Origin of the sequence: Mucilaginibacter sp. OK098 (genome assembly GCF_900142915.1) — a bacterium.
Taxonomy (GTDB): Bacteria; Bacteroidota; Bacteroidia; order Sphingobacteriales; family Sphingobacteriaceae; genus Mucilaginibacter.
Map to the genome: position 1 here is coordinate 71,568 of NZ_FRCM01000008.1, position 24,720 is coordinate 96,287.

General features: G+C 40.6%; 20 protein-coding genes. 8 read left to right on the top strand and 12 right to left on the bottom strand.

The annotated features are described in order from the left end of the window. Nucleotides 1-79: 79 nt before the first annotated feature. Nucleotides 80-937, bottom strand: a complete 858-nt coding sequence (locus BUE31_RS24725) for an alpha/beta hydrolase (RefSeq protein WP_073406548.1) — start codon at nucleotides 935-937, stop codon at nucleotides 80-82. A gap of 311 nt (nucleotides 938-1,248) precedes the next feature. Continuing rightward, complete coding sequence (locus BUE31_RS24730; RefSeq protein WP_200801984.1) at nucleotides 1,249-2,847, bottom strand: flavin monoamine oxidase family protein; 1,599 nt, start codon at nucleotides 2,845-2,847, stop codon at nucleotides 1,249-1,251. Between the two features lie 256 nt (nucleotides 2,848-3,103). On the opposite strand from BUE31_RS24730, the gene BUE31_RS24735 reads away from it, so the two are divergent. Further along, entirely contained in the window at nucleotides 3,104-3,304 is a 201-nt protein-coding gene (locus tag BUE31_RS24735) for a hypothetical protein (protein ID WP_073406550.1), read from the top strand. Between the two features lie 209 nt (nucleotides 3,305-3,513). On the opposite strand, the gene BUE31_RS24740 is transcribed toward BUE31_RS24735, so the two are convergent. Together BUE31_RS24740 and BUE31_RS24745 are read right to left on the bottom strand one after the other, a co-directional pair. After that, nucleotides 3,514-4,335: a universal stress protein gene (locus BUE31_RS24740; RefSeq protein WP_073406551.1), complete on the bottom strand. Its 822-nt coding sequence runs from the start codon at nucleotides 4,333-4,335 to the stop codon at nucleotides 3,514-3,516. Between the two features lie 37 nt (nucleotides 4,336-4,372). Next, nucleotides 4,373-5,800 (bottom strand): inorganic phosphate transporter, encoded by a 1,428-nt coding sequence (locus tag BUE31_RS24745; protein WP_083620293.1) that lies wholly within the window; start codon nucleotides 5,798-5,800, stop codon nucleotides 4,373-4,375. A 319-nt stretch (nucleotides 5,801-6,119) separates the two neighbouring features. Between BUE31_RS24745 and BUE31_RS24750 the strand changes: the two genes are divergently transcribed. Next, nucleotides 6,120-6,494, top strand: coding sequence for a LiaF domain-containing protein (locus tag BUE31_RS24750; RefSeq protein ID WP_073406552.1), 375 nt, complete (start codon nucleotides 6,120-6,122; stop codon nucleotides 6,492-6,494). Nucleotides 6,495-6,526: 32 nt separating this feature from the next. Here the strand turns inward: BUE31_RS24750 and BUE31_RS24755 are convergent, their stop codons facing one another. Genes BUE31_RS24755 through BUE31_RS24765 form a run of 3 tightly spaced genes read right to left on the bottom strand, consistent with a single transcriptional unit; the run spans nucleotide 6,527 to nucleotide 8,094 of the window. Then, nucleotides 6,527-6,877 (bottom strand): VOC family protein, encoded by a 351-nt coding sequence (locus BUE31_RS24755; RefSeq protein ID WP_073406553.1) that lies wholly within the window; start codon nucleotides 6,875-6,877, stop codon nucleotides 6,527-6,529. Between the two features lie 9 nt (nucleotides 6,878-6,886). Further along, on the bottom strand, nucleotides 6,887-7,192 hold the full coding sequence (locus BUE31_RS24760) for a hypothetical protein (RefSeq protein ID WP_073406554.1): 306 nt from the start codon (nucleotides 7,190-7,192) through the stop codon (nucleotides 6,887-6,889). A 17-nt stretch (nucleotides 7,193-7,209) separates the two neighbouring features. Then, nucleotides 7,210-8,094: an NmrA family NAD(P)-binding protein gene (locus BUE31_RS24765; RefSeq protein ID WP_159440743.1), complete on the bottom strand. Its 885-nt coding sequence runs from the start codon at nucleotides 8,092-8,094 to the stop codon at nucleotides 7,210-7,212. A 101-nt stretch (nucleotides 8,095-8,195) separates the two neighbouring features. Between BUE31_RS24765 and BUE31_RS24770 the strand changes: the two genes are divergently transcribed. Next, nucleotides 8,196-9,104: a helix-turn-helix transcriptional regulator gene (locus BUE31_RS24770; RefSeq protein WP_234997903.1), complete on the top strand. Its 909-nt coding sequence runs from the start codon at nucleotides 8,196-8,198 to the stop codon at nucleotides 9,102-9,104. A gap of 59 nt (nucleotides 9,105-9,163) precedes the next feature. Here BUE31_RS24770 and BUE31_RS24775 read toward each other — a convergent pair whose 3' ends face one another. From BUE31_RS24775 to BUE31_RS24785, 3 genes are all read right to left on the bottom strand, one after another. Then, a complete protein-coding gene (locus tag BUE31_RS24775) occupies nucleotides 9,164-12,493 on the bottom strand; it encodes a DUF5107 domain-containing protein (RefSeq protein ID WP_073406557.1) in 3,330 nt (1,109 codons plus the stop codon). 338 nt (nucleotides 12,494-12,831) lie between these two features. Beyond that, nucleotides 12,832-14,175 carry a sugar porter family MFS transporter gene (locus BUE31_RS24780; RefSeq protein ID WP_073406558.1) on the bottom strand — a complete coding sequence of 448 codons (1,344 nt, stop codon included), beginning with the start codon at nucleotides 14,173-14,175 and terminating at the stop codon, nucleotides 12,832-12,834. After that, complete coding sequence (locus tag BUE31_RS24785; RefSeq protein WP_083620297.1) at nucleotides 14,172-15,218, bottom strand: aldose epimerase family protein; 1,047 nt, start codon at nucleotides 15,216-15,218, stop codon at nucleotides 14,172-14,174. Before BUE31_RS24785 ends, BUE31_RS24780 begins: the two co-directional genes overlap by 4 nt. 90 nt (nucleotides 15,219-15,308) lie before the next feature. On the opposite strand from BUE31_RS24785, the gene BUE31_RS24790 reads away from it, so the two are divergent. Then, the gene (locus BUE31_RS24790; protein ID WP_073406559.1) at nucleotides 15,309-16,214 is read left to right on the top strand and encodes an AraC family transcriptional regulator; all 906 of its coding nucleotides are present in this window, start codon (nucleotides 15,309-15,311) and stop codon (nucleotides 16,212-16,214) included. Nucleotides 16,215-16,315: 101 nt separating this feature from the next. Here BUE31_RS24790 and BUE31_RS24795 read toward each other — a convergent pair whose 3' ends face one another. Further along, entirely contained in the window at nucleotides 16,316-16,771 is a 456-nt protein-coding gene (locus BUE31_RS24795) for a DsrE family protein (RefSeq protein ID WP_073406560.1), read from the bottom strand. Then, complete coding sequence (locus BUE31_RS24800) at nucleotides 16,768-17,871, bottom strand: c-type cytochrome (RefSeq protein ID WP_073406561.1); 1,104 nt, start codon at nucleotides 17,869-17,871, stop codon at nucleotides 16,768-16,770. The genes BUE31_RS24795 and BUE31_RS24800 overlap by 4 nt, the downstream gene beginning before the upstream one ends. Nucleotides 17,872-18,185: 314 nt before the next feature. Here BUE31_RS24800 and BUE31_RS24805 point away from each other — a divergent pair, with 314 nt between their 5' ends. The 4 genes from BUE31_RS24805 to BUE31_RS24820 all read left to right on the top strand — a co-directional run bounded on the left by BUE31_RS24805 (nucleotide 18,186) and on the right by BUE31_RS24820 (nucleotide 24,720). After that, nucleotides 18,186-21,290: a SusC/RagA family TonB-linked outer membrane protein gene (locus BUE31_RS24805; RefSeq protein ID WP_073406562.1), complete on the top strand. Its 3,105-nt coding sequence runs from the start codon at nucleotides 18,186-18,188 to the stop codon at nucleotides 21,288-21,290. Nucleotides 21,291-21,324: 34 nt separating this feature from the next. Continuing rightward, complete coding sequence (locus BUE31_RS24810) at nucleotides 21,325-22,908, top strand: SusD/RagB family nutrient-binding outer membrane lipoprotein (protein WP_073406771.1); 1,584 nt, start codon at nucleotides 21,325-21,327, stop codon at nucleotides 22,906-22,908. A gap of 334 nt (nucleotides 22,909-23,242) precedes the next feature. Continuing rightward, a complete protein-coding gene (locus BUE31_RS24815) occupies nucleotides 23,243-23,983 on the top strand; it encodes an outer membrane beta-barrel protein (RefSeq protein WP_073406563.1) in 741 nt (246 codons plus the stop codon). 188 nt (nucleotides 23,984-24,171) lie between these two features. Next, the gene (locus BUE31_RS24820) at nucleotides 24,172-24,720 is read left to right on the top strand and encodes a hypothetical protein (protein WP_143167250.1); all 549 of its coding nucleotides are present in this window, start codon (nucleotides 24,172-24,174) and stop codon (nucleotides 24,718-24,720) included.

The following is a 24,720-nucleotide window of genomic DNA, read 5'->3' on the forward strand; positions in this document are numbered from 1 at the left end:
TTTATTTATTAAAAAGATGCGATTTATTTCTAACAAGTTAAATTATCAGGCAACAATTGCGTTTATTATTAAAAAGCACTCATTTGGGGATGTATCCAATGGATACTAAAAAGTCGTTTTCCTTCTTAAATGCATCAGCTACCATTGCCGGGTCAGGGTCAAAATCCTTATACTGGATCTTCAAATTCCGGGTTAGTAAATGGCCAACTCCGGGGTAAACAAACAAGATACACTTTGCCCCTGCTTTTACTGCGGCGTCGCGGAATGCCGTCGCGTCCTTTGCAAAAACGATACTATCCTTTTCCCCCTGGATTATTAATGTCGGGACGAGTTTTTTGCTGATATATTCAGATGGCGAATAACTGGCCGGATCACCTTTTCCGGCCATAAGGCCAACAAAATAATTATCATGCGCCATATTCAGCGCTGGCGAATATAACATTAATGCATTGGGGCGTGCCCTGCCAGGAATTTTAATGCCATTAATGGCCGGGATCAAAGCTGCTGCAGCTACCAAATGCCCCCCTGCCGAAACACCGTAACCAACAACCCTTTTTGTATCAATCCCCAACTTAACAGCCAGGCTGCGCGCCCAGGCAAAAGCGGCACAGGCATCATCCACCCCGTTAATGGGTGTTAAGCCGTTATTTGCTAAACGGTACTCTATAGCAATTGCAACCATTCCCCGTTCCGCAAATTGTTTTGCCCGGTCAAAGGTCCATGCTGCTTCACCCAAACGCCAGGCTCCTCCATGAAATAGCAAAATTGCCGGGTGCTTACCTTTTCCAACAGGCTTAAAAACATATGCTTTTAATGTTTCATAGCCTATTTTTCTGTAAACAAATGTATCTGGAATTGTATTTGTCTGCGCCATTAAGGCCGAACTGGTTAAAAGCAGGAAAATCAAGTTTAAGAGTAAAGGCTTAATGTGTTGCATAGCTTTAGGTTTTAGATCTGTGTAAAGGATGAGTAAAACCTTCAAATGTTGCATCGTGTTTTAAAATATGCAATCCATTGTTGAAAAAATATAGCCCCCTCTCTCCTTTTTCATAAATTAGATTTATGAAAACAAACTGTACCCAAATCAGCTTGAACTACCGTCTTAGCAGGGTCCACGGTGCAAGCCCCTGCGGGAACGGGAGATAATGTATAAAGCCAAACTGATTGAACTGCTGATTATTCCACACCATCAACGCAATACTCCGCAGGGTCCGCGATGCGAGACCCTGCGGGAACGGTATGGTATAGTTATTTCTTATTAATCTTCTTCAACATTATATCCGCCGTTTGCAAAGCGCCTTCCACCCAGCCCTGGGCATCCGAGTAGGCTTCGCCGCAGATGTAAAGCTGTAAATTATCAATGGGTTGTGTAATCTGATCCCGTACCTCCGAGCTTTTTACACCGATGTTCCAACTGTTCCAGCCGCCGCCAAAAGGGTCTTCGCCCCAATCGCGGAAGGCGGCGTTTTTAACAATAGGTGTATGGCTAAGGCCATGCATGAGTTGTAGCTGCCTTGCTACTTCATCAACCATGGCGGTTGGGGCCTGGTATTCGAACCAATCCAGGTCGGCTTTGTCGCTTTTGGCTTCTCCTAAAAACGGGTCCTCAATTTTGGCGTGGGCCTGGCCTTCGGCCCAGGCTTGTTTGCGTTGGGGGCGCAGGCCATCCCAAAAACCGATGTTGTTGCCATCGTCATAGCTGGCCAGCAGCATTGATTCGCCTTTCGTGGCTGGCTTGCCATTATTTTTTGGCCAATAGTAGGTTTGCCTAACCGGCAGGTCGGTTACACTCCTACCCGATTCAACCGGGACAAATTTGCCTGTTGCTTTATCCGTATAGCCAGCCGCCATCCACCATGGGTTAGCATACGTGGTAAACAATTTAAACAGCGGGCGCGGTGTAACGCTGCTGATCAACTGCTTTATTTGCTGCAACGCCGGGCTGCCCGGCGCAAGCAGATCAAGCGAGCGGCGCGGCATGGCAAGGATTAATGAATCGGCAACAACGGTACTATCATTAAAAGCCAGATGAAACTTGCCGTCAATTGTTTCAAAACCGTTTAATTTAGTATTCAAATGAATTTCGCCACCCAGCTGAACAAAAAAGTCGGCCAATGTTTTAGGGATCTGCTGAAAGCCTTTTTTAAAGCCTTTGTATTGCGGTACTATTCCAAAATCTGTCAGGAACCATGGAATAGCATCGGCAGCATTCCAGTTGGATAAGGTTGAATTATAACCGCCCGCATCCATCCCAAACTGGTAAGCCTCGCCGCTGATAACGCGGTACAGCACATTCCAAAAGCCCTGCTTATAAAGCGGTTCTCCGGCAAATTCGGCTTTTTGAGCCAACTGGCGCCTTTCTTCTTCGGTTAGCTTAGGATTGGTAATTCCGGGTACTATTTGCTCAATAGCATTTACAATAATGCCGCCCGGCGACCCACCTTTTTCAAGGAATGAAAGCTTATAAGGAACTTTATCAGGGTTCAATGCAAAGTCTGATAATCTTAAATATACGCCCCGCAGATAAGCTATATTTTGATTTTCATCTACCGGGAAATCATATAATTCTATTTGGTTATCATCCGGCAGCTGTTTGTTTAGCTTTTTGATCAGCGCAACTATCAGCGGCTGGGCATTTTCAAGGATGCGCATTCCGCCAAGTTCTGCTACCATTTCGGGAATATTTGGCGGAACAACAGACAGCAAACGACCGCCTATATGGTCGCCACCTTCAAATACAATAATTTTTTTTGCAGGGTATTTTTGTTTAAGCTTCCATGCGCTGTAAACACCCGAAACGCCACCGCCTACAATGGCGATGTCAATGGTCTCATTTTTTTTCATCATGAATCCTCTTTGCGGAGAGGCGCCGTTGTTAAAGGTTTTAGGATTAAATAATGCAACTTAATGCCTTTATTCAAATATTAGATTTTTTACTGATTTATGCGTGTTTTATTTAAAAAATATTTAAAATCGAACGGATCGCCAAAATAATTTACCGCCCCAATTCCTTCGTTTACCGACAACTTCTCCCCTCTCACAAGGTTTGACTTCGCGTGACAAAACCCATCTGTTAGTTTTGCTCAACATTAAATTTAACACCATGAATATAAAAGCCATATCAACCATCTTTAGCAAGGATGCCTATATAAATACTACAGATAATTCGAAAAACCCGAAAAAAGAAGATCAAACAGCAGCTCCCGAAGTTTCGCCGGAAGCAGGTGAAACTAAAACAACCTTATTTTACAATTGGCGGCAGGAAACAGATACCTCAGCGATTTTTGTGCCGATGTGGGGGTAACAACTGATTAAAATCTGTTACTACAAAATGGGCCGAGCCGATGGCTCTTGGGAATTATAATTCGATTTTCAACGGATTAAAATCTGTTACCACAAAATGGGCCGAGCCGATGGCTCTTGGGGCTATGATTAGCTCAACGGATTAAAATCCGTTTTAAACAACAAAGCCACCTGATAGGCGGCTTTGTTGTTTGGTATTGCGAATAAAGCTTATTCGTGTAACACCAAAATAGCTTTTACCGATTTGTTCATTACCTGGTTTATGGTACTACGGTTAAATAAACGGTAAACTATATTGTGGTGATGTTTTACCAAACAAAGTATATCTATTTCATTTACTTCTACAAAGCTTAGTATCCCGCTTAAAGTGCTGCTGTTAGTAATATAATTAAATTCAAGGGTTGTGTTTTTAATCAGTTCCTGCAGCTTGCTCTCTTCGGTCTCAATATTTTTCTTTTCCGAATTCTCAGCAACGTACAGCACCTTCATTTTTTCTGATCCAAAAGCCAACACCATTTCATTCAGTGCGTTCACATCATCAGCAGAAAGCCTGGTTTCATAATCGGTTGCAAGCGTGATTACCGGTGTTTTCGAAAATTTGCTTTCCAGCGGGATGATCAGCGTAGGTATTTTAACGGCTTCAACCATTGTACTGGCGTTACTGCCAACAATGCCGGTAATCCCGGTTGAACCGGTAAGGCCCATCACCAGCAATTCAACATGGTGTTGATTTATATAATCGCTTATCACGCTTTTTAACGAGCCTACTTCGCAAAGAGAGGTTACGGGTATATCAGCATATTCGCTATCTGCAGAATAGGTAGCCACCCACTCCCTTAAAGCCTGCCTTTTATTATTATGATAATCTTCAATAAAAATAGCATTGTATATGTTATTTCCAACGCCTTCCATTGACGGGATAGCGTTTATGGCACATACTTCCATATTTAATATTTTAGCCAGCGCCATAGCATATTCCATTGCATTGGCTGCACTGCTTGAAAAATCTGTTGCAACAAGTATCTGTTTCATTTTTTGATAGTGTTAAATTTAGGTATTACCGGTTACATTAAATAAATAAATGGAAGAACATAAATAATAAAAGCGATAAAATAATTGCTACCGGCAAAGTTAAGATCCATGCCAGCGCTATGCTTTTTAAAGTTTTGCTATTTAAATTACCCTTTCCGCCTGATGCCATCATTGAGCCCGCAATACCGCTTGATAATACGTGTGTGGTACTCACCGGTAAACCAAACGCAGTACTTAGCCCAATGGTTGATGCGGCTATGATTTCGGAAGTTGCGCCCTGTGCGTAATTAAGATGTTCGTTACCTATTTTCTCGCCAATGGTTACCACAATCCGTTTCCAGCCCACCATGGTGCCAATACCTAACGAAACAGATATAGTAGCTATTACCCAGATCGGTGCAAAATCTGTTAGTCCGTTTAAATCTTTTGAGGCTGATTTCAGTATTACAACATCTTCTTTGGCAAACTTTGAATCTTTATCGCCAACAAGTCCGTCTATGCTTTTAACTACCGTTTTTATTTCCTTACGGAACTTGTAAGTTTTAGCTGTATCAGCAGGGTTTTTACTTACCAGCTGAGTTTTGGTTTGCACAATGGCAGAATCAAGGTGAAGGATCAAAGCATGAGTTTTCCCAACAGCAGAAGCAGTATTTTTACTGATCACCTGCTCCGTTTTGTTTAATGCTGAAAGGATCTTATCGTTTGAAATAGAATGATTAACGGCAAATTTAACAGGTAAAAATGCAATCAGGATCAGCATCAATAAGCCTACACCTTTTTGGCCATCGTTACTGCCGTGAAAAAAGCTTACCAACGTACAGGTGATGATCAGCAATATACGTACAAGGATTGGCGGTGTGTCATTTTCGCCTTGTGGGATATGAAACAGGGCCTTTGATTTTACCACGTTCTTTAAAAAAAGCATCAGCAAGGCTGCTGCCCCAAAACCAATTAAAGGCGACAGGATTAGTGATAATCCTATCTCTTTTGCTTTATCCCAGTTAACACCTGCACCACCATAATACCAGGTAAATGCAATACTTGCGCCTATCATAGCGCCTATAAGCGTATGTGAGCTTGAGCATGGGATGCCTAAATACCAGGTGCCCAGGTTCCATACAATTGATGCCAGTAAAACGGCCAATACCATACAGGCCCCTACGCTAACGGGCAGCTTCATCAGGTCATCTAACGGTAGCAACTTTAAGATGCCCATTGCGACCGCTACACCACCAAGAAAAACACCAAGGAAGTTAAAAAAACCCGACCACGGAATAGCATAAACAGGCTTTAATGCTTTGGTGTAAATAACCGTAGCTACAGCATTTGCAGTATCATGAAAGCCATTAACAAATTCAAAGCCAACAACTGCCAGCAGGCAGATAAAAAAAACAATGGTTAATGAAGCGCTTAAACTAACTTCACCAAGCAACGGGAGTGTGATTGCACTTAATACGTTGAGCATAATCTTTCAGCTTTTTTTAGGGGGATAAATAGTTAATTGTGATGCAAGTGATTATTACTCAAAGAAATAGATATGCAGTGTACTTGCCTAAAATTTGGGATTATCAAATTGTTATTTTATTGGGGAATTTATGTTAGGTGGATGATAACTGTAAGTAAATCCGGTTGCTGCAACCAAATTCATAACCGGTGAAACACCAGGTGATGATTTTTACCGATCCAACCCCTTCATTTACCGACATCTTTCCTCCTTCTGCAAGCTTTATCTTCTCATCCTAAAGCCCATCAGTTAGTTTTGATCAACATTAAAATTTAAGATCATGAACAATCAAGCAACATTTGTTTTCACTAATGACGATTATATAAATACAACCACCATTTTTGGCGGAATCAAAAAGAACATCATCTCAAAAGACTTCAGGGGTGGCAGGGTTAGCAACATATTTGGTGCTACCGAGCTGGATTTTACTAATGCCGATATTGCTGGAGTGGCAGTACTGGATATTTCACAATGCTTTGGCGAAGTTAAAATTGCCGTGCCAAATGACTGGTGGATAGAAAGCAACACCACTCAATTTTTTGCTACGGTAGAAGATAATCGTACAAATGCCATGAATGCTTACGATTCAAAAAAAATCCTGGTTTTAAGAGGAACATCGGTGTTTGGCGTTGTAGAAATTTTAAGCAACCTGTAGCAATTGCTACAGATTGCTTAAAATTAAGATCTTTATAAGTGCTGCAAAATATTGATCAACTTGCCGAATGGGTCGCGGGTGTAAAATCTTTTTACACCCCAGGCTTCATTTACCGGGCCGTATTCAACAGGGAAGCCGGCATTTATAATCCGCTCAAGGGCGCTATCTAAGTCGTCAACCTCAACGGAAAGATGTGGAACCAGGGTATCATTACCGCCTTGTGAAGCAAAGCTGATCTGTACTTGCTGCTGCTCGTCCAAACCATAAGTAGCAATCCATCCATGATCCATTAACACATCAAGGCCAAGCACATCTTCATAAAAAAGCTTAGCTGCCGCAACATGTTGCGTTTCAATATTTACCACAATTCTTTTAACCTTCATACTTATCTTTTAAAGCATAAAATCATCATTAACAAACGGGGTCACCTTAACTATTTCAAAAAGTTTATCATATGCAGGATCGCTTATTATCAGCTGCTCAAAATCAAGATCAGACAATACATTGAGCAAAATACAAATACTATCGTCATTTAGCACTTTCCCATACCTTACAATTTTTTTGCGCTCGTAAAGATTTTTATAATAGACTAAATGCGTTGTCATGAGCACATTTTCATTCTCCAAAAAACAGTTTTGCTTTTTTTTCAGGATAACCATCACTTCATGTTGCTGTGCAAATTTTTCTTCATCTTTCATACACATCTTTAAACTACCTATTTAAACCAAGCGGCATAATCCTTTATAAAATCCGCTACGGTACGCGCCGGCTTGTTTAATATTTGCGGTACTATATCACTTACAAATGGGGTTTTACCACTACGCTGAGCTTCTGCGTACAAAAGCAAAGATTTTACAGCCATTTCCGGCATTCCTTTTTGCTCCATTTGCTGCCTGGCTTCATCGCTACTAAGCCGAACGTAGGTAACGTTTTCACCAACTACTTTGCTAATTATTACAGCTATCTGGCTAAAGTTCAACGCTTCACCACCGGTAAGCAAATAGGATTTATTGATGTGCTGCTCTGGCTCAGTAAATACTTTAAACGCTACCTCCGAAATATCACGCAGATCAAGATATGCTCTTTTGCCATCGCCGGTTGCTTCATAAATTTTCCGCTGGTTTTTAACTGAATTTGACAGTGCACCCAGCCAGTTTTGCATAAAGCCATTTGGTTGAAGAATGGTATATGCAATGCCTGATGCTTTTAATATGGTCTCAACATCGGCGTGCACCCGGGCTATCAATAAACCCGGAATATAAAACGGCGACTTTTCATCAGCACCTCCTGATGATAATTTTACAATATGTTTTACTCCCTGTTCCCGGGCAACCGCTATCACGTTGCCTTGCTCCTCTACAAAATTGGGACTATGGCCTGATAATAGGAATAAGGCCTTACTATTTTCCATTGTTTTATACAGGCTTTCCTTATCTGCCATATCTGCTTCCATCCACTCAACAAATGGCATTGCAGCGACTTTACTTTTATTGCGGGTAACAGCAATTACCGGGTGTTCTGCTCCTGATAAATATTCAATTAACGCTGCACCTATTTTTCCTGTAGCACCGAATACGGTGATATACTTTTTGTTTTCCATTTTTATCATTTACTTTTGATATTCAAAGGTATGGGCTGCCAAAAAGCGCTGTAAACGCAAAAGGAAGTGGTATCAACGCAAAAGGAATTATTATGAACGGCATGAATCAATCCGGAGTTTATGAGCAGCAAAGGATCATCCATGATGAAACCGGGTACCGGATCCAACTGGATGAGGTAACCCTAAGCCAGGTTGATTTAAAATGGGGCGCTTACGTTAATCCGGAAGAAAAAGTCCTTTTGTTCCACCCGGATAAGTCTGCTATTATTTCACATTTCAGGATGTATGACCCAAGAGTTGTTGTTGATTTAAAAAGAAAGAATATCAGGGAAAAGCAGTTCGTTATATACCGTGAAGATGCCGGGCCATATGAGCTTTGGATTCCGCCTACAAAAGACAAAGGTTGTTCGTTCTTTGAGCTGATCATGAGCGATCATTTCTTTAATAATATAATGACCGATGAAAGTGAGTTTATGTCGAGCTTTCACCAGCATACAACCGTGAGCACACCGTCCCTGGATTTTACGGCTCAAATGAACCCTGCTATGTATGGCGTTATTAATGAAATGCGAAACTCGCCTTATACGGGTTATTTAAAAGGCATCTACCTTGAAGCAAAAGCCATAGAGCTTTTTTTGATGCAGGTTAATCAGTTAGACCAGTTGGAAATTGCAAGGAGATCAAAGCTAAAAGCAAGGGATATTGAAAGCCTGCATGCGGTAAAAGCTTACATGGAACTAAATTATAATAATCCGTATTCTATTCCCGAACTTGCACGAATAGCGGGCATTAACCAAATGAAGCTAAAAAACGGCTTTAAAGAGTTATTTAACACTACCGTTTTTGGCTACCTGAGCAATTTGAGAATGCAGGAAGCCAAACGGCTTTTAATTGATGAAAAAATGTATGTTAACGAGGTAGCCGACCTGGTTGGTTATAAACATCCGCACCATTTTACGGCAGCATTTAAGAAGAAATATGGTATGGTTCCTAAAGATTTAAAGAGCTGATTTTATGGCAGTACGTCGTAGAGACGCGATGCATCGCGTCTCTACGATATATTTCTAATTTAAACCACGTTTTTCGCCATTTCCAAATGCACCTTACTTCCTGAATGTGTTGCATCCAATTCAAGTACCTTATTAAACATTTGAGTTGCTTCTTCTGTCCTTCCCAAACCAAGATATCCTAATCCCTGTATAAAACAAGCATGAATACGGTTACGCAGATCCAAATCGTCATCAAATATCAACAGATTAGGTAACGATACGGCAAAGTAATCCAGCTTTACTTCATCATCGGTATGTTCAATACCATATGCTACCAGTTTATTAAAAATGGTATTTGCAGTTTCATTATTGCCAAGCTGTTTATGGGCAAGCCCCTGGTAAAAGATCTTATCAGGTTGCTGATCGTTATAAAATATGGCGGCAGATGGTTCGCTTAACCCTTTGGTTGCTTTTATAAAATACATGTTTGCTAATTCCTGCTTATTTAATCCTGAGTAAGCGCAACCCAGCCAATAATCAATATCATTTTCCTGTGCGCCATAAAGTTTTCCTTCACCTAAATTATGCGGGTAGGTTTGAGCCTTTTCTAAATATTCAATGGCTTTTTCATACTGTTTTTGCTGGATAAACTGCTTAGCCAATTGAACCAGACTTAAGAGGTATTGGTATGAAACTTTACCTTCTCCGCCCTCCCATGGATGGAATATTCGCATTTCAATTAAATCCAGGGCAGTTTTATAATCACCTATAAAATTATACATGCCGATGCGCTCCAAATAAGTATCATCCCGCTGTTCTGTTACAGTGAGATGATCTTCCAAAAACTTTAATCTTTGTGTCGGCGCCCGGTTTAATCTTTTGTAGAGTTGATCAAGTTCCATCAGCACACGTGCATCAGTTGGGTCGAGCGAAAAGGCCTTTTCATAGCTATCAAGTGCCTTTTGCGGATCGTTTTGTTTATTGAAATAGGCAATACCCAGGTTCCGGTGAGCGGTAGGGAATGCGTTATCCATTTGTACCGAAGCTTCCCAGCAGTTTATCGCGTCAGTGTATTGCCGCTTATCATAAAACAAATTACCGAGGTAATAGAATGCCTTCGCGTCTGCAGGACTCATTTTAATAGCAGCCTGCAAAATATTTATTTCAATTAACCGGTTTGGAAAGCATAAATAAGGATTGGCAGCAGCGGCTCTTTCAAACCATTGTTTTGCCTTTTGCTGATTGCCTGCTTTATAGCTAAACCAACCCAAAGTATAAAACACAATAGGGCTGGTATCGGTTTCTTTTACGGCATACGCCAATAGTTGATCAGCTTCTTCATATAAACCGGATGCGGCATAATCCAATGCATATTCAAGCAGATTCCGTTCATCTCTCCGTGAAAGTATGAGCAACTCGTTTGTCAATCGTTTTGCCTTATCATCCTGGCTGTTTAATTTGCTGATCAATGCTTTCTCAAAAAGTGCACCCAAATTAAACCTGTCAAGTTTTAAAGCTTCATTCACCGTTTGCAGGGCGCTGTCAAAAAGCAACAGCTTACGATAAGCGGCCGCCTTTACTACCCAGGCCTTGCTATTGTTGCGGTTCCTGTCAAGCGATTGGCAGATATGCTCCAAAGCCTTTTCATAATGGCCTCTTTTCAGATCAATCAATGCAACAGAAAAATAACCGCTGTCTTTCCACGCATTGCTCCATGTTGCTTTATAGAAAACTTCATAAGCTTCATTTTCCCTTTCAAGATAGGCTAAACATAAACCCAGGTTATAATAAGGTTCGCTATCATATGGGTTGGGATTGCGTTGCGTTATGGTTTCAATCGCTTTTCTAAAATAATGTTCGCTTTTGGCAAATTGCCCTTTGCTTAACAGCCACTTACCCATTGCATTGTTATTCCTCGCATCTGACGGATCGCGGCGCAAAGCTTCCTCATAATAATCTACCGGATTATAGGTTGCATGGCGGTATTGCTCCAAATGCTGCCCGGTTAAAAATAGCTGCTCTGTGCTGGCAACTTCCTTTGGCGGCAAAGCTGGTTTTGCAGCTGCCGGCATCTCGTTTTTACGATTGCCTGCAGGTTCATACCGAAGCAGTTCCTTTCCATCTACAGAAGAGACTTTTATTAACAGCTCATTTTCATCAAAATCATTTTCAAGCGGTAATTCTTTATTAAAGATCATCTCAGGCGAAACCGTTATTGCCTCTTTAAATACTTCCTGTTCTTTTATAAACAAGGTTAGTTTGATATCTTCATGTGTAGATGTTGCGTATACCTTTATAGTTAGGTTATTCCCTGCTTTGTCGGCTGCCAACAGGATGTCTTTACTGGCATTTTTTACCATGCCCAACTCCTGGTAAGGCATAAAATATTGCGTAAATGATTTTTCCTCGTAGGGCATCAGCCAGCTAAAATCAGGCTGATTATCCGTAAACACCCCTGTCATCAGTTCAATATACGGGCCGTCTTCATCAGTAAGGTTCCTGTCCCAGGCCTGTCCGAAATCGCTGTGGCCCCAGGTCCATTGTTTTTTACCCGGAGATACATGATGATCAGCAACATGCAATAAGCCGCCTTTGCTGTCATGCTCATAACCGCCAACAAAATCATAATCTGAGTTAATGGCCATGTATGATGTAGGTACAGGGATATTTTTATACATGGAAATATCCGTCCCCGGCGAATAGTCAACTTTATAATAAGTACCAGTAGCAATTGGAAAATCAGAAACATCGCGTTTGCCGTGATCAAAAACAGCATTAACATCAGGCGGAAAAACCGACTGATAGTGATCATTTACCTTTACTGCCGGGTTGGCCCACCAGAGAAACGTTTGTGGCAAACTAGTGCGGTTGTATAATTTGGCGTTGATTTCTATGTAAGCTTTATCAGGGTATAAAGTAAAGCCGGCCATGCTTTTGGTATGGAACATTTTTTCCACTTCATTAATCCATATGGTCTTGCTACCGTCGGAATTTTCAGATAAAGTATAATCAACAGGCTCAAAGGTGCTGGGGCGGTGGTGCTGCGGCCAGTTAAACTCAATCCCGCCCGAGATCCATGGCCCGGTTAATCCTACCAAAGCTGGTTTAATCACCTGGTTGTAATAAATAAAGTGACGTTGCTTGATCTTGTCATAAGCCATCTGGATGCGTCCGCCAAGCTCAGGCAGGATCATTATCCTGAGATATTTATTTTCTAAAAACAGCCCAATGTATTCTTTGTCGGCCTTTTCATCCTCAATCTTTTCAATAACCGGGTTGGGATATACCACGCCGCCGCTTCCCTGGTACACCCGCTTTTCAAAAAACATGGGGTTTTTGTCCGGCTTGCCAATGCCATAGGTTGGTATAATTACCTTTTCTTCCCAAACTGATACTGCTAAATCATTCATTATTATTAAAATTATTATAATATACTCATTGCCGCCTCGCCTAAACTACGTAGCACTCGTGAATGCCTTATAAAACCAATCATGCTGTGAATAATCCTCTCCAAAAGAGAGGACTTGAACTTCGCGCTTCTTTTGCCCTCCATGTATGTGTATCCATCCCGGCAAAGCGTTCCATTTTTACATGCGGAACACCTGGAATAAAGTGAAACATTCTGATTATCAAATATTTAGCTATTTATCAAGAATTAAATAAGTACAAGTAGCTTATAATCAGAATGTTCCACCTATTTTCATATCAAACTCACGTTAATTTATTATAATTAATACCTCTGCACTACCTAGTGTCCTGCTAAATGTTGTTCCAATTCTTCCAATGTTTGGCCCTTAGTTTCCTTTACCTTGCCTTTAATAAACAAGAAGCCTAAAAAGCAGATCCCCGCATAAAGGTAAAACGGACCATAAGCGCCAAGCTTTTTGGCCAGGATAGGAAAAGTAAAAACCAGTATAAAATAAGCTCCCCATAATGATACGATTGCAACCGATGATGCCAGTCCACGAATTTTATTAGGGAAGATCTCGGAGATAAGCACCCACGTAACCGGTGCAAGCGACATAGAATACATGCTGATCGCCAATAAAACAAATATGGAAACCAGCCCGGCAGATGAATGATTTTGTAATAAAAATGCCAGGATGATATACACTACCGATAAGCCAAGCGCGCCACCAAGCATTAATGGCCTGCGACCAAGTTTATCAACCTGCCACATGGCAATCAGGGTGAATACCAGGTTAACCACGCCTATAGCAACCGTTTCAAAAAGCTGCCGGTTAAGGTTTGCGCCTACCGACTCAAATATGGTTGAGGTGTAATTAAACACCACATTTATCCCGCAAAACTGTTGAAATACAGCCAGGGTGATGCCTACAATAACGGCAGGGCGTACACTTTTTTCAAATACAGCTTTGTAGCTTTGTTTTTCGGCCCCAACCATTGACTGTTCAATGGCTTTAAAAGTTTGCTGAACAAAAACCGCCGAACCTATTTTATCGAGTACTCGTTTTCCCTGCTCAACTTTACCGGCTTTAATTAACCAGCGTGGACTTTCAGGCAGCCATGTTACCCCTATTAAAAATATTGCGGATGGAACAACCCCGAGGCCAAACATCCAGCGCCAGGCATCCACGCCTTTATCCGCCAAAAAATAATTAACCAGGTTAGTAACTAAGATCCCGATAACAACGGTAAGCTGGTTGATGGCCACATTACGCCCCCGCACCGCAGCCGGCGAGATCTCTGCAATATACATAGGGCAAAGCATGGAGGCCATACCCACCCCGATACCGGCAGCAAAGCGCATCGCCACAAACCAGGTAAGTGTTTGAGCAAGCGCTACCCCGATAGATGAGATTGCAAAAATTATGGCTGCAGTCATTAGTCCGGGTTTACGCCCATAACGGTCAGCAACCCGGCCCGCAATCAGGCATCCAACAATACAGCCCAATGCTAATGAACCGGTTAAAAAACCTTCCCACCAGGCATCAAGCGCAAATTGTACCCGCAAAAAAGGCAACGCTCCGGATATAACGGCAAAATCAAACCCGAACAAATAACCGCCAAGGGCCGAAATAAACGAGATGCCAATAATGTACCGGCTGTTAAATGTTGATGCTTGGTTCATATTTGAATATCGGGAATTAAAGTAAATTCATAAATAATCTCTTCTCTGTATTGCTCACCCGGTTTTAAAGCGGCTGATGGAAATGAATCATGGTTTGGCGCATCAGGATAATACTGGCATTCCAGGCATAAACCATCGAAAGGTTTATAAGGCTTACCCAAATGCCCGGGATAAATGCTTTCTAAAAAATCTCCGGTATAAAACATTAATCCCGGATAAGTGGTGTAAACATTCAGTCTTCGCCCTGAATTTTCATCATCCAAAACAGCAGCTAACCGGATGTTGTCATCCTGATTATTGAGGATGTAATAATGATTAAATCCCTCACCTTTATTTTCTTTGATCTTATCTCCTATCCTATCCACTGAAAGAGCGCTTTTACCCGCCGGAATTACTTTTCCGGTGGGAATGTATTCCTTGTCAGTTTCCAGTACCTGGTCTGCATAAATGGTTAACTGATGATTAAGCATTGAGCCCCCTTTTCCTGATAAGTTAAAATAGGCATGATTGGTAAAATTGGCAATGGTTAGCTGATCGGTTTCTGCAAGGTAAGTGATTTTAAGCTGATTATTTTCTGTCCATTGGTAACTGACTGTTAGCCCAAGATTACCCGGAAACCCACCATCCCCATCCGGGCTGTTCAATGTAAAAATCAGCTTATCATCCTCAATTTTATAATCAAATACCCTTAAATTATATCCGCTACCCCCCCCGTGATTAGTATTGGTATTATCATTTGCTTCAAGGTGGTATTGCTTACCATCCAACTTAAAGGCGGCATTTCCTATCCGGTTGGCAAATCGCCCAATTGTTGATCCTATATAACATTTGTCAACCAGGTAATCTTCCGGCTCATCAAAGCCGGCTATCACGTGTTCTAATTCTCCATTCCTGCCAGGCGCCACTACTGAAACTATTGTCGCTCCATAATTGGTGAGTTGAATAAAGGCTCCGTTTGCGTTTTTTACTGTGAACAACAAGAGCTCCTTATCATCGTAAATTCCGAATTTTTCAAGTGTGATCATTGGATCTATAACTGGCATTGTAAAATTCAATGATTTAAACGGGCAAATAAATAGGTATTATTATTATAATGATGGATTATATTATGGCAATTATTAGATTTGTTGATAATGCTGCAGACAAATAAAGATATAAAAAGACGCGAAGGCTTTGAAGGACAGAAACTTATTGTGCTGCCTAAAAAGATCATCACGGGTTTCTTAAGTAAGGACCCGGTAACCCGGCAGATCTATATAACTGATATTGGCTATTACCCGAAAGCTAAATTTCATTATGTTGAACGCCCCGCGGGGATTAGCCAGCACATTATTATTTATTGTACAGAAGGAAACGGCTGGCTCGAGATCAATAAAAAAAGGGTTGAGCTATCGCCTTCGCAATTCATCGCCATTCCGGCAAATACCCCACATAGGTACGCAGCAAATACAAATAAACCATGGACTATTTACTGGATGCACTTTAAAGGTGATACAGCCGGATTTATTATCAACCTGATATTGAAAAATTCGGAGAACTATAAACCGCATTTGGCTTTTAATGAGGACAGGATAAAGCTATTTGAGGAGATTTGTTTTAACCTTGAAAAAGGCTATAGCGAGGATACTTTAAGGTATGTAAATATGATCTTTTATCATTTTCTCTCTTCATTGATCTATGAAAATAAGTTCAACCATATTGATAAGGCCGAAGATGATGTGGTAAGTAAAACAATTGCTTATATGCAACAAAAGGTCAACGTAGCCATTAAACTGGAAGAGATTGCTGCATTTGTAAATATCTCTGCATCACACTTTTCTGCTATTTTCAAGTCAAAAACCGGACACTCGCCTATTGAATATTTCAATCAGCTTAAAATTCAGAAAGCTTGCCAGTACCTATCATTTACAAACATGGCTGTGAAGGAAATAGCGATTACATTAGGGATAGAGGATCAGTATTATTTTTCGCGAATGTTTACCAAGCTAATGGGCATTTCTCCTACCAAATACCGAAAAAAAAATCAGGCTGCGGAATAAATCATGCCTTGAAAATAAGCTATGTACAGATATACCTGGCGCTAATACCTATGGCCTGTTTATTATGCCGCCGCCTGAACAAAGAAGCATATATCTTTTAATTACGGATGCACCACTGCCCAGCCCTCATAGTGGCGTAAAATAATTTCGCCGTTACCACTTGGTACGTAAGATATAAAATCGAACAATTCGTTTTTATCTATCTTACGTTCTCTTACCGTGTTACTGCACTCAGCTAATATTACGCCCTTGGCCGCCAATTTTTTTAATAACTCTTCATATACTCCTGATTTCATGTAAACGGCAACGCCATCGCCAAATACAATCAGTTCCATGTGCAGTTTACCTTTTAAGCGCGGGTCATCCAAGGCATTATCCATATTGCGGAGCGTACCCCTTATTTTTTTCTCATCGCTTGAATTCAGCACATATAAAGCATCATAATGGTCCAGTTTAGGCTGTGCACCTGTAAAACCGGCCCCTTCTGATTGTGCCCTGGCTTGTTCGGCAAAAGTTATTAAGGCAAATACTGCTACAATTAAAATATACTTTTTCATAAGTTTTTATTTGTGTTGATATGTGTTTTCTGAAATGCTGCTATAGGTTTAAAAGGCCCCAGCTTGTGCTGCTTTTCACTAAACGAATCAGGATAAGGGCCAAATGGTAAATCTATTGGTTTTTTATTAATATCAGTCCAGTCGTTATGCTGGTCTCTGTGCGGCCGGGGTTGCGAATCTATATAGGCAGCTACATTCCATGCTTCCTCGTCAGTTAGTTGCGGGTTTTGATACGTTGCTCCATAAGGCATATTATTTTTAACAAAGCCAGCCAGGTTTATTACACGATACATTCCCGCCCCATCATTATAACTATGCACACCCCATAGCGGCGGATAGGTATACGATATTTTATCTGCCGCAAGCACGCCTTCGCCGTTATTACCGTGGCAGCTTTTGCACTTTGATGCAAATACTATTTTTCCTTTAACCGGATCAGCCGGACCGTCCAAAAAAGGCAGTTTCTCTGTAGCATTACCAAATAACTTTTGCCCTTTTTTAACATCCCGGCCAATCCATTTCATATAAGCCAGCATTGCCCTGATCTCTTTTTTTGAAGTGTCCGGGCTTTCACCCCCAAGGCTCCGCCTAAAGCACTCTACAAACCGTTCAGTTGCAGGCTCAACTCTACCCGAGCGATTGCTCATTTTAGGATAACTTGATATAAAGCTTGCAAAGTTGTTTCCGAATAGCCTGCTTCCTCCATCCAGATGGCAATTCTGGCAATTCATTCCATTGCTAATTTGTGCTATGCTACCTTTTGGCCCTAAATAGTTCGCCGTATGGGCAATCAGTTCCCGGCCGTAATTGATCATCTCTCCGGCTTTACCGGCAGGTATAGTGCCTGCACCAGGGGCTTTCCATGCATCGGCAGGGATGGCCCTTGAAGATTTATCTGATGCTGATGATTTTGGATCCGCAGGAACAGGTGACGCTGTATCAGACTTGGTAAGTTGTTGCGGAATGTTTACCGGGTCGGCATCTAATAAAACAGAAATTAAAATAACTATGCAAACTACAGCCACCAATGCGATAAAAACCACATACTTTGACATTTTGACAATAGCTTTTACCAGCTCTTTTTCTTCGCGGACTTGCATATTATTTTATTTGTGATCCGGCTAATATATTAAGTGTCGTTTGATTTAAAGGCAGTTATTCACATAATATAAGCATACCTGCAAGATGCAGTTAATAACCTGAAAATGAATATTAAGATTACTTTGAAGTAACGAATATGGTACAAAATTATATCAATTTGTATAAACTTTTAATTTAATATTATCATTAGATTAGCTAATATATCTTAATTATAAGCCAATTTTCCGTTATTATGTATAATAATGGGGCCCCGTTCTTATCCACAAATTAATTTTAATTCACAAAATTAGATTTTACCTCCAAATTTTACTCTATGAGAAAAAAACTTTACTTTCAAAAATTTGCTTCGTCCTTTCAAAGTATTGTCTTACTAACATTCATTACTTTGTTATTCAGCGGCGCAGCATTTGCTCAAAGTACCTCTGTCACTATTACAGGTAAGGTTACTGATGCACAAACCAACGAAACACTTACCGGTGTTACCATAAGCATAAAAGGAACCACAAAAGGTGTATTTACAGATGTAAACGGAACCTATTCAATTACGGCAGATCCTGCAGCCACATTAGTATTTACCTACATCGGTTATAAAACAACCGAAATAGCTATAGCAAACCGGTCAGTAGTAAATGCTAAACTGCAACCATCATCTGAGCAATTAAAAGATGTGGTGGTTACCGCCTTAGGTATAAAAAGAGAAAGACGGGCCTTAGGTTATTCGGTGACAGAAATAAAAGGATCATCACTTACCGAAGCCCGTGAAACCAACTTTGTAAACGGACTGGAAGGAAAAGTAGCCGGTGTTAACGTAAGCAATGTAGCAACAGGCCCGGGCGGTTCTGCAAACGTAATAATTCGCGGTATTTCAGACATCACAGGCTCAAACCAGCCTTTGTATGTAATTGACGGAATCCCTATGCAAAACAGCACCTACAGGCAAACTGACGTTGGCGGTGGCTACGGCGGCTCTGATGGCGGTGATGGTACTATCAACATCAATCCGGATGACATTGAAACAATCTCGGTATTAAAAGGAGCTGCCGCTTCGGCGTTATATGGATATCGCGGTAGCAAAGGTGTTATATTGATCACCACAAAATCAGGTAAAAACGCAAAAGGTACAGGTATTGAGTTTAATTCAAACTATGTTATTCAAAATGTTATTGATAACACCGATTGGCAAAAAACTTACGGACAAGGATCTGACGGGGTTAAACCTGCTACAGGCAGCCAAGCCTTTGAATTAGGGTTATCAAGTTGGGGCCCAAAGCTTGATGGCTCGCAAGTTTACCAGTTTGATGGGGTTTTAAGGCCTTATTCTGCTGTTTCTGGTAACATGAATCGTTTTTACAAAAATGGCGGTGCAGCAACAAACACCGTATCTTTCAGTAAATCATTTGGTGACGACGGGAGCATCCGCTTTTCAGCAAGCGATCTGCATAATAATAGTATTATCCCAAATGCCGGATACCAGCAGCAATCATTTTCATTATCTGCAAATTACAAGTTTGATAAACATTTTGATGTACAGTTAAAAGCACAATACATTAATGCGTTTACCCACAACAGGCCAAGTGTATCAGATGCTGCCGGCAGTTTAAACTTTGCCCCAATGTTCCTCCCTCCAAATGTGAATGTAACATCCCTGGCGCCGGGTTACAAGGCTGATGGCTCTGAAAATCAATTTTTAGATGATGCGTACACTACCAACCCTTATTTTGTGGCTTACAAGTTCATCAATAATACTAATCGTAACCGCTTTATAGGATCGGCAGATGCCAAATATACTTTTGACAATGGCCTGTATCTCCAATTACGAGCAGGTGAAGATTACTTTAACGACATTAATACTATAGTAACTCCTAACGGCACGGCCTACCAGTCGGACGGAGCTATGACCCAGGAAACCATTAAATCTACAGAACTGAACATAGATGCCATAATTGGCAAATCGTTTAAAGTCACCAAAGATTTTAACATCGCAGCCCTGGTAGGCGCTAACTCCAGGAAAGCTGTTACAGATCAGCTTGATGCTACAGGTAATACCTTTCAAACACCATATCTGTACACAGTTGGTAACCTTGCCAGCCCTACTGAATATCAAAGTAAGCCGGTTGTGGTAAATAAATCCATTTACGGCACGCTTGATCTTTCATATAAAAACTACTTATATTTAACCGTTACCGGTCGTAATGACTGGTATTCAACACTTGCTCCAGGTAAAACAAATTACTTTTACCCTTCTTTAAGCGGTTCATTTGTTTTCTCTGAACTGCTTCATTTAGATTGGATGGACCTTGGAAAGTTAAGACTTGGCTATGCTAACGTGGGTGGAGAGGCTGATTCACCTTATCAAACTTTATTAGGCTATAATAATATTGGTAATTTAAGTGGGCACGCCATAGGCAATATATCCAATGGAGGCACTGTACCAAATTCAGCTTTAGAGCCTTCTTCGGCAAAAGAGTTTGAAATAGGAACAGAATTGACCTTTTTTAAAAACAGGCTCCATTTTGATATAGCCTATTATGACAAGAAAGAGTCAAGGGAAGTTATACCTGCCGTTACTTCCAAAACATCCGGGTATGATGCCGTTTTGCTAAACTCAGGCACTATCCAAAATAAAGGTATTGAGTTTTTAGTATCGGGCACACCGGTTAAAACACAAAATTTCAGCTGGACAGAGATCCTTAACGTTACATTTAATGATAATAAGGTATTGACCCTTTCAAACGGCTCAAGTAATTATCCTCTTGGGTATTCACGTGCCGGAGAAGACGAAGGTAATGGGATAGCTTACATGTCGCAAGTAGTTGGTAAATCTGCTTACCAGATCTTTGCTTTAGACCCGGCACGGGATGCAAGCGGCAAGCCAATCATTAATCCTGAAACAGGAGCACCTGACCCAACTACTGCTACTTATAAAGATCTTGGATCAGGAATTAGCCCGTGGACAACCGGTATAACTACTGAATTCAGGTATAAACATGTAAATCTTTCTGTGCTGGTAGATGGAAAATTTGGCGGAAAGATCTTCTCAGGCACTAACTATTACGCTTATACATATGGCCTGTCTAAAGAAACGCTTCCGGGCAGGGATCTTCGATATGGAACCCAACAGCTTTATCCGCAGGATTATTATAATGCATTGAGTAATAATGGCTCAATGTTCCTTTATAATGACAGCTTTATTAAATTAAGACAGATTGTATTAGGCTATACCTTCCCGGCCAGTATGTTCAATAATAAAATACAAGGCATAACATTAAGTGCTGTTGCCAGGAATGTGTTTACCATTATGAAGCATACGCCAAATATCGACCCGGAATCTAATTATTCAAACGGTCCCCAGGGTATTGAACAAGCTACGGTACCTTATACCAGGACATTCGGGCTTAACCTTAATGTGAAATTTTAAGATGATTATTGAAAAAATTAATAAACTGCTTAACATGAAATTACAATCCATATATATACTTGCAAGTGCCTTTATGCTAATGGCCCTTGTTTCGTGCAAAAAAGACCTGATAAAAACAAATACCGATCCTAACTCTGTATCTGTTAACGTATTTGATCCCAATAACATACTTACAGCAACCCAGCTTTATTATACCGGCAGTACCGATAACGCAATTGAGGTGGAAGAAACCGAGATCCAGGGCGCCGGCTGTATGATCCAGCATTGGGCTTCAACTTCCGGGTATTTTTTTGGCGATAAGTACATTGGCGCACCGACCAGCGGAGGTTGGGGCTCATTTTTTGACCATACTTATACTTCCACCATAAAGTATGCTGTAGATCTTTATACCAATACAACCGGTAAGCCTCAATATAAAAATCTACACCAGATAGCGAGAATATTGAAAGCGTTATCATTTGAACGCATTACTGATGTATATGGTGATGTGCCTTATTTTAATGCGGGGCAAGCTTATACTAAAGGCATTTATTTTCCTAAATACGACAAACAAAAGGATATTTATGCTGACTTGTTAAAAGAGGTGGAACAGGCAACCGACAGCCTTGATGAAAACGCCGATAAACCCACGGGTGATCTGTTTTATGCGCACGCCGATGATCAGATTGCCGAATGGAAAAAATTTGGCAGCACCCTGTTACTGCGTATGGCCATGCGTTTAACAAAGGTTGACCCCGCTACTGCAAAAGCCTATGTTACTAAGCTAGCAGGAAAAACAATGCAAAGTAATGATGACAATGCCATTGTGGCTCATGGCACCAATGATCCGCTTACCATAAACAGGATCTATCGTGGAATAGGTGAAGATGGCAGCATACAGTTGTCAGGACAGATAAGTAATACTTTCATTGACTTTTTGAAGAACAATAATGACCCCCGGCTACCTGTTTTATCGTACGTTTATCCGCCGGATTTTACACCAGGGGGTGACCCTTCAGGAGGATCATCTGATCCTGCAGATCAAAACGGTTTGCCAAATGGATATGATGACGGAAACACTGCGCACGGCATTATTAACTACCTTGGGCCACCACCTTACCTGGGTAATACAAATTTGTACTCACGCCCAAGCCCTATAATATTTAATGCTACTGCACCAACTTTAATTTTAACTTATGCCGAGTCGGAGTTTTTATTAGCTGATGCGGCAAAGCGCTGGGGTATTGGCAGCGCAGTAGATCATTACAATAACGGTGTAAGAGCTGCCATGGCTGAATTATCCATTTATGGAAGCGGTGGTTCAATAGCCGATGGTGATATAACCGACTATTTAGCTGCAAACCCTTATGACGATACTGATGGATTGAATATGATAAACACCCAATTTTGGGCCTGCACATTTTTTAATGAATATGAAGCCTGGGCCAATTATCGCCGCACAGGTTTCCCTGTTTTAAATGCTGTAACCTATCCGGGCAGCCAATCTCCCGGTGTAATACCCAGAAGAATGTATTACTCTTCTGTTGATAAACAGGTTAACACAACAAATTACAACGCAGCCGCAGCTGCAATGGGCGGGGACAAAATAACCAGCCGGATGTGGTGGGATATTCAATAATTATAGTTTTATAGCTCTTGTAAATTTTCAGAAACAGCCAGCTAAAAACAACTCGTTAACAAGCCATCTTTCAATAAAAAAAGATGGCTTGTTAACGTATACGGCTATTTTAAAAGCTTGATTATTGAAGTAATTAAAAGAATTATACCTTGAATGATTATTTAGCCTTATTTTAGCGCCTTAATAAAGTATAGCTGGGTTATAGCTATAATTTAACATTTTTTAAGATTTAATATGGATACTTTTGCATTCCTTTATACGTTTGCATAACCGATGGGCCTGCATAAGTATAATATTTATTCATCATTAAATAAAACGTTCCTTACACCATAAAATGAAAAAAACACTTACACTAATTTCAATTATTACACTTATTTCTTTCTATGCCAAAGCGCAGGATTCTGAACCTAAAGATTATGTTAAAAGCTATATCGCACTTATAGGCGGATTGTCAAATCCAATGGGTAATTTCAGTCAAAAAACCTATGAAAACAACCAGGCCGGGTTTGCTAAACGTGGCGCAACTTTTGGGCTTGAAGGTGCAGTTTATGTTTATAAAAATTTGGCCATTGGTGCACTTATTTCATTCCAGGATCAGGGTGAGTTAACTACTCCTGATGTACAGCTTCTTGCTAATGGTTATAACAATGTGCTTAAAGTTAACTCTACCTTAGTTCAGGGTGTTAACCGCTACCATAACTTAAATTTTATGGGTGGCCCCCAATACTCCTTTACCTATGGTAAATTTATCCTTGACTTGCGTGTTGATGCAGGGTTAATTAAAAGCTCATCAACTCCGCAGCTTACCATATACGTTTCCAAGAACAATACATCACAAACTATTACCCAAAACAGTTCAACAGGTTCGGCTTTTGCATATGGTGGCAAAGCTGGTTTACGCTGGGCATTTGCTGATGGCTGGGATATTGGCGTGCGATTTAACTACGTAAAATCTGACGGGATTAAAATTTCTACTACTGGTGATGTTTCGGCGCTTGGAAATACTGGCCGCATTGTAACAAAACAACCTATAAGCGAGATCCAGAGCACTTTTGGAATCGGGGTTCATTTTTAATCATCACTCCATCATTAAAATATTAAAAAGCAGCTATGTAAATGGCTGCTTTTTTTATTCAATTTTTTTGACTGCTCTACAAAACCTATATTACTTTTTGTTAAATCGGCTATAAATGATCTGTAAAACTTTCATTTCTAATTTTTTTCTGATAGTTTTAGGGTTGTTTCCCGATTAAAATTAAACAATTGAAAAAATTGATCGCTATTGCATTGCTTAGTTTGCAAATGTTCACCATTTGCGGGCATCTTTTGCTCTATCAATTTTTTGTTTACCGGTCTGATAAATTGTTTAATGACCGGATAGGTAAAAACTTGTATAATGTGCATGACCTGGTGCTAATAAAAGTCCCCTCACATACAAGAGTAACCCAAAGCTGGAATTATTTTGAAAAAATAAACGGGCAGATCCGGTTTAAAAATACCTGTTACAACTATGTAAAACTTAAGCTGACCAGGGATACCATTTACCTGATGTGCATTCCCAATTACGAAAAAACAAGGCTGTTTAATCAAAATATCATTAATGCCAGTCATATCGCCGATGTTCCAGTTAATAAAAAAGACCATGTTCCTTTTGGTAAAGCAATCGACATAGGTAAATATAATTACCCTGTAACATTGTTTAAATTTTCGGCCCAGGTTACTATTTTGCAAAGTAGTAATACCAAATACTGCTCCAATCCTATCCAATATTATACTGACACCCCACATCAGCCTCCAAAAATGTTTTGTTAA

Coding starts and splice junctions, on each gene's coding strand:
- BUE31_RS24725 (WP_073406548.1), bottom strand. CDS start 937: ATGCAACACATTAAGCCTTTACTCTTAAACTTGATTTTCCTGCTTTTA.
- BUE31_RS24730 (WP_200801984.1), bottom strand. CDS start 2,847: ATGATGAAAAAAAATGAGACCATTGACATCGCCATTGTAGGCGGTGGC.
- BUE31_RS24735 (WP_073406550.1), top strand. CDS start 3,104: ATGAATATAAAAGCCATATCAACCATCTTTAGCAAGGATGCCTATATA.
- BUE31_RS24740 (WP_073406551.1), bottom strand. CDS start 4,335: ATGAAACAGATACTTGTTGCAACAGATTTTTCAAGCAGTGCAGCCAAT.
- BUE31_RS24745 (WP_083620293.1), bottom strand. CDS start 5,800: ATGCTCAACGTATTAAGTGCAATCACACTCCCGTTGCTTGGTGAAGTT.
- BUE31_RS24750 (WP_073406552.1), top strand. CDS start 6,120: ATGAACAATCAAGCAACATTTGTTTTCACTAATGACGATTATATAAAT.
- BUE31_RS24755 (WP_073406553.1), bottom strand. CDS start 6,877: ATGAAGGTTAAAAGAATTGTGGTAAATATTGAAACGCAACATGTTGCG.
- BUE31_RS24760 (WP_073406554.1), bottom strand. CDS start 7,192: ATGAAAGATGAAGAAAAATTTGCACAGCAACATGAAGTGATGGTTATC.
- BUE31_RS24765 (WP_159440743.1), bottom strand. CDS start 8,094: ATGGAAAACAAAAAGTATATCACCGTATTCGGTGCTACAGGAAAAATA.
- BUE31_RS24770 (WP_234997903.1), top strand. CDS start 8,196: ATGAATCAATCCGGAGTTTATGAGCAGCAAAGGATCATCCATGATGAA.
- BUE31_RS24775 (WP_073406557.1), bottom strand. CDS start 12,493: ATGAATGATTTAGCAGTATCAGTTTGGGAAGAAAAGGTAATTATACCA.
- BUE31_RS24780 (WP_073406558.1), bottom strand. CDS start 14,175: ATGAACCAAGCATCAACATTTAACAGCCGGTACATTATTGGCATCTCG.
- BUE31_RS24785 (WP_083620297.1), bottom strand. CDS start 15,218: ATGCCAGTTATAGATCCAATGATCACACTTGAAAAATTCGGAATTTAC.
- BUE31_RS24790 (WP_073406559.1), top strand. CDS start 15,309: ATGCTGCAGACAAATAAAGATATAAAAAGACGCGAAGGCTTTGAAGGA.
- BUE31_RS24795 (WP_073406560.1), bottom strand. CDS start 16,771: ATGAAAAAGTATATTTTAATTGTAGCAGTATTTGCCTTAATAACTTTT.
- BUE31_RS24800 (WP_073406561.1), bottom strand. CDS start 17,871: ATGCAAGTCCGCGAAGAAAAAGAGCTGGTAAAAGCTATTGTCAAAATG.
- BUE31_RS24805 (WP_073406562.1), top strand. CDS start 18,186: ATGAGAAAAAAACTTTACTTTCAAAAATTTGCTTCGTCCTTTCAAAGT.
- BUE31_RS24810 (WP_073406771.1), top strand. CDS start 21,325: ATGAAATTACAATCCATATATATACTTGCAAGTGCCTTTATGCTAATG.
- BUE31_RS24815 (WP_073406563.1), top strand. CDS start 23,243: ATGAAAAAAACACTTACACTAATTTCAATTATTACACTTATTTCTTTC.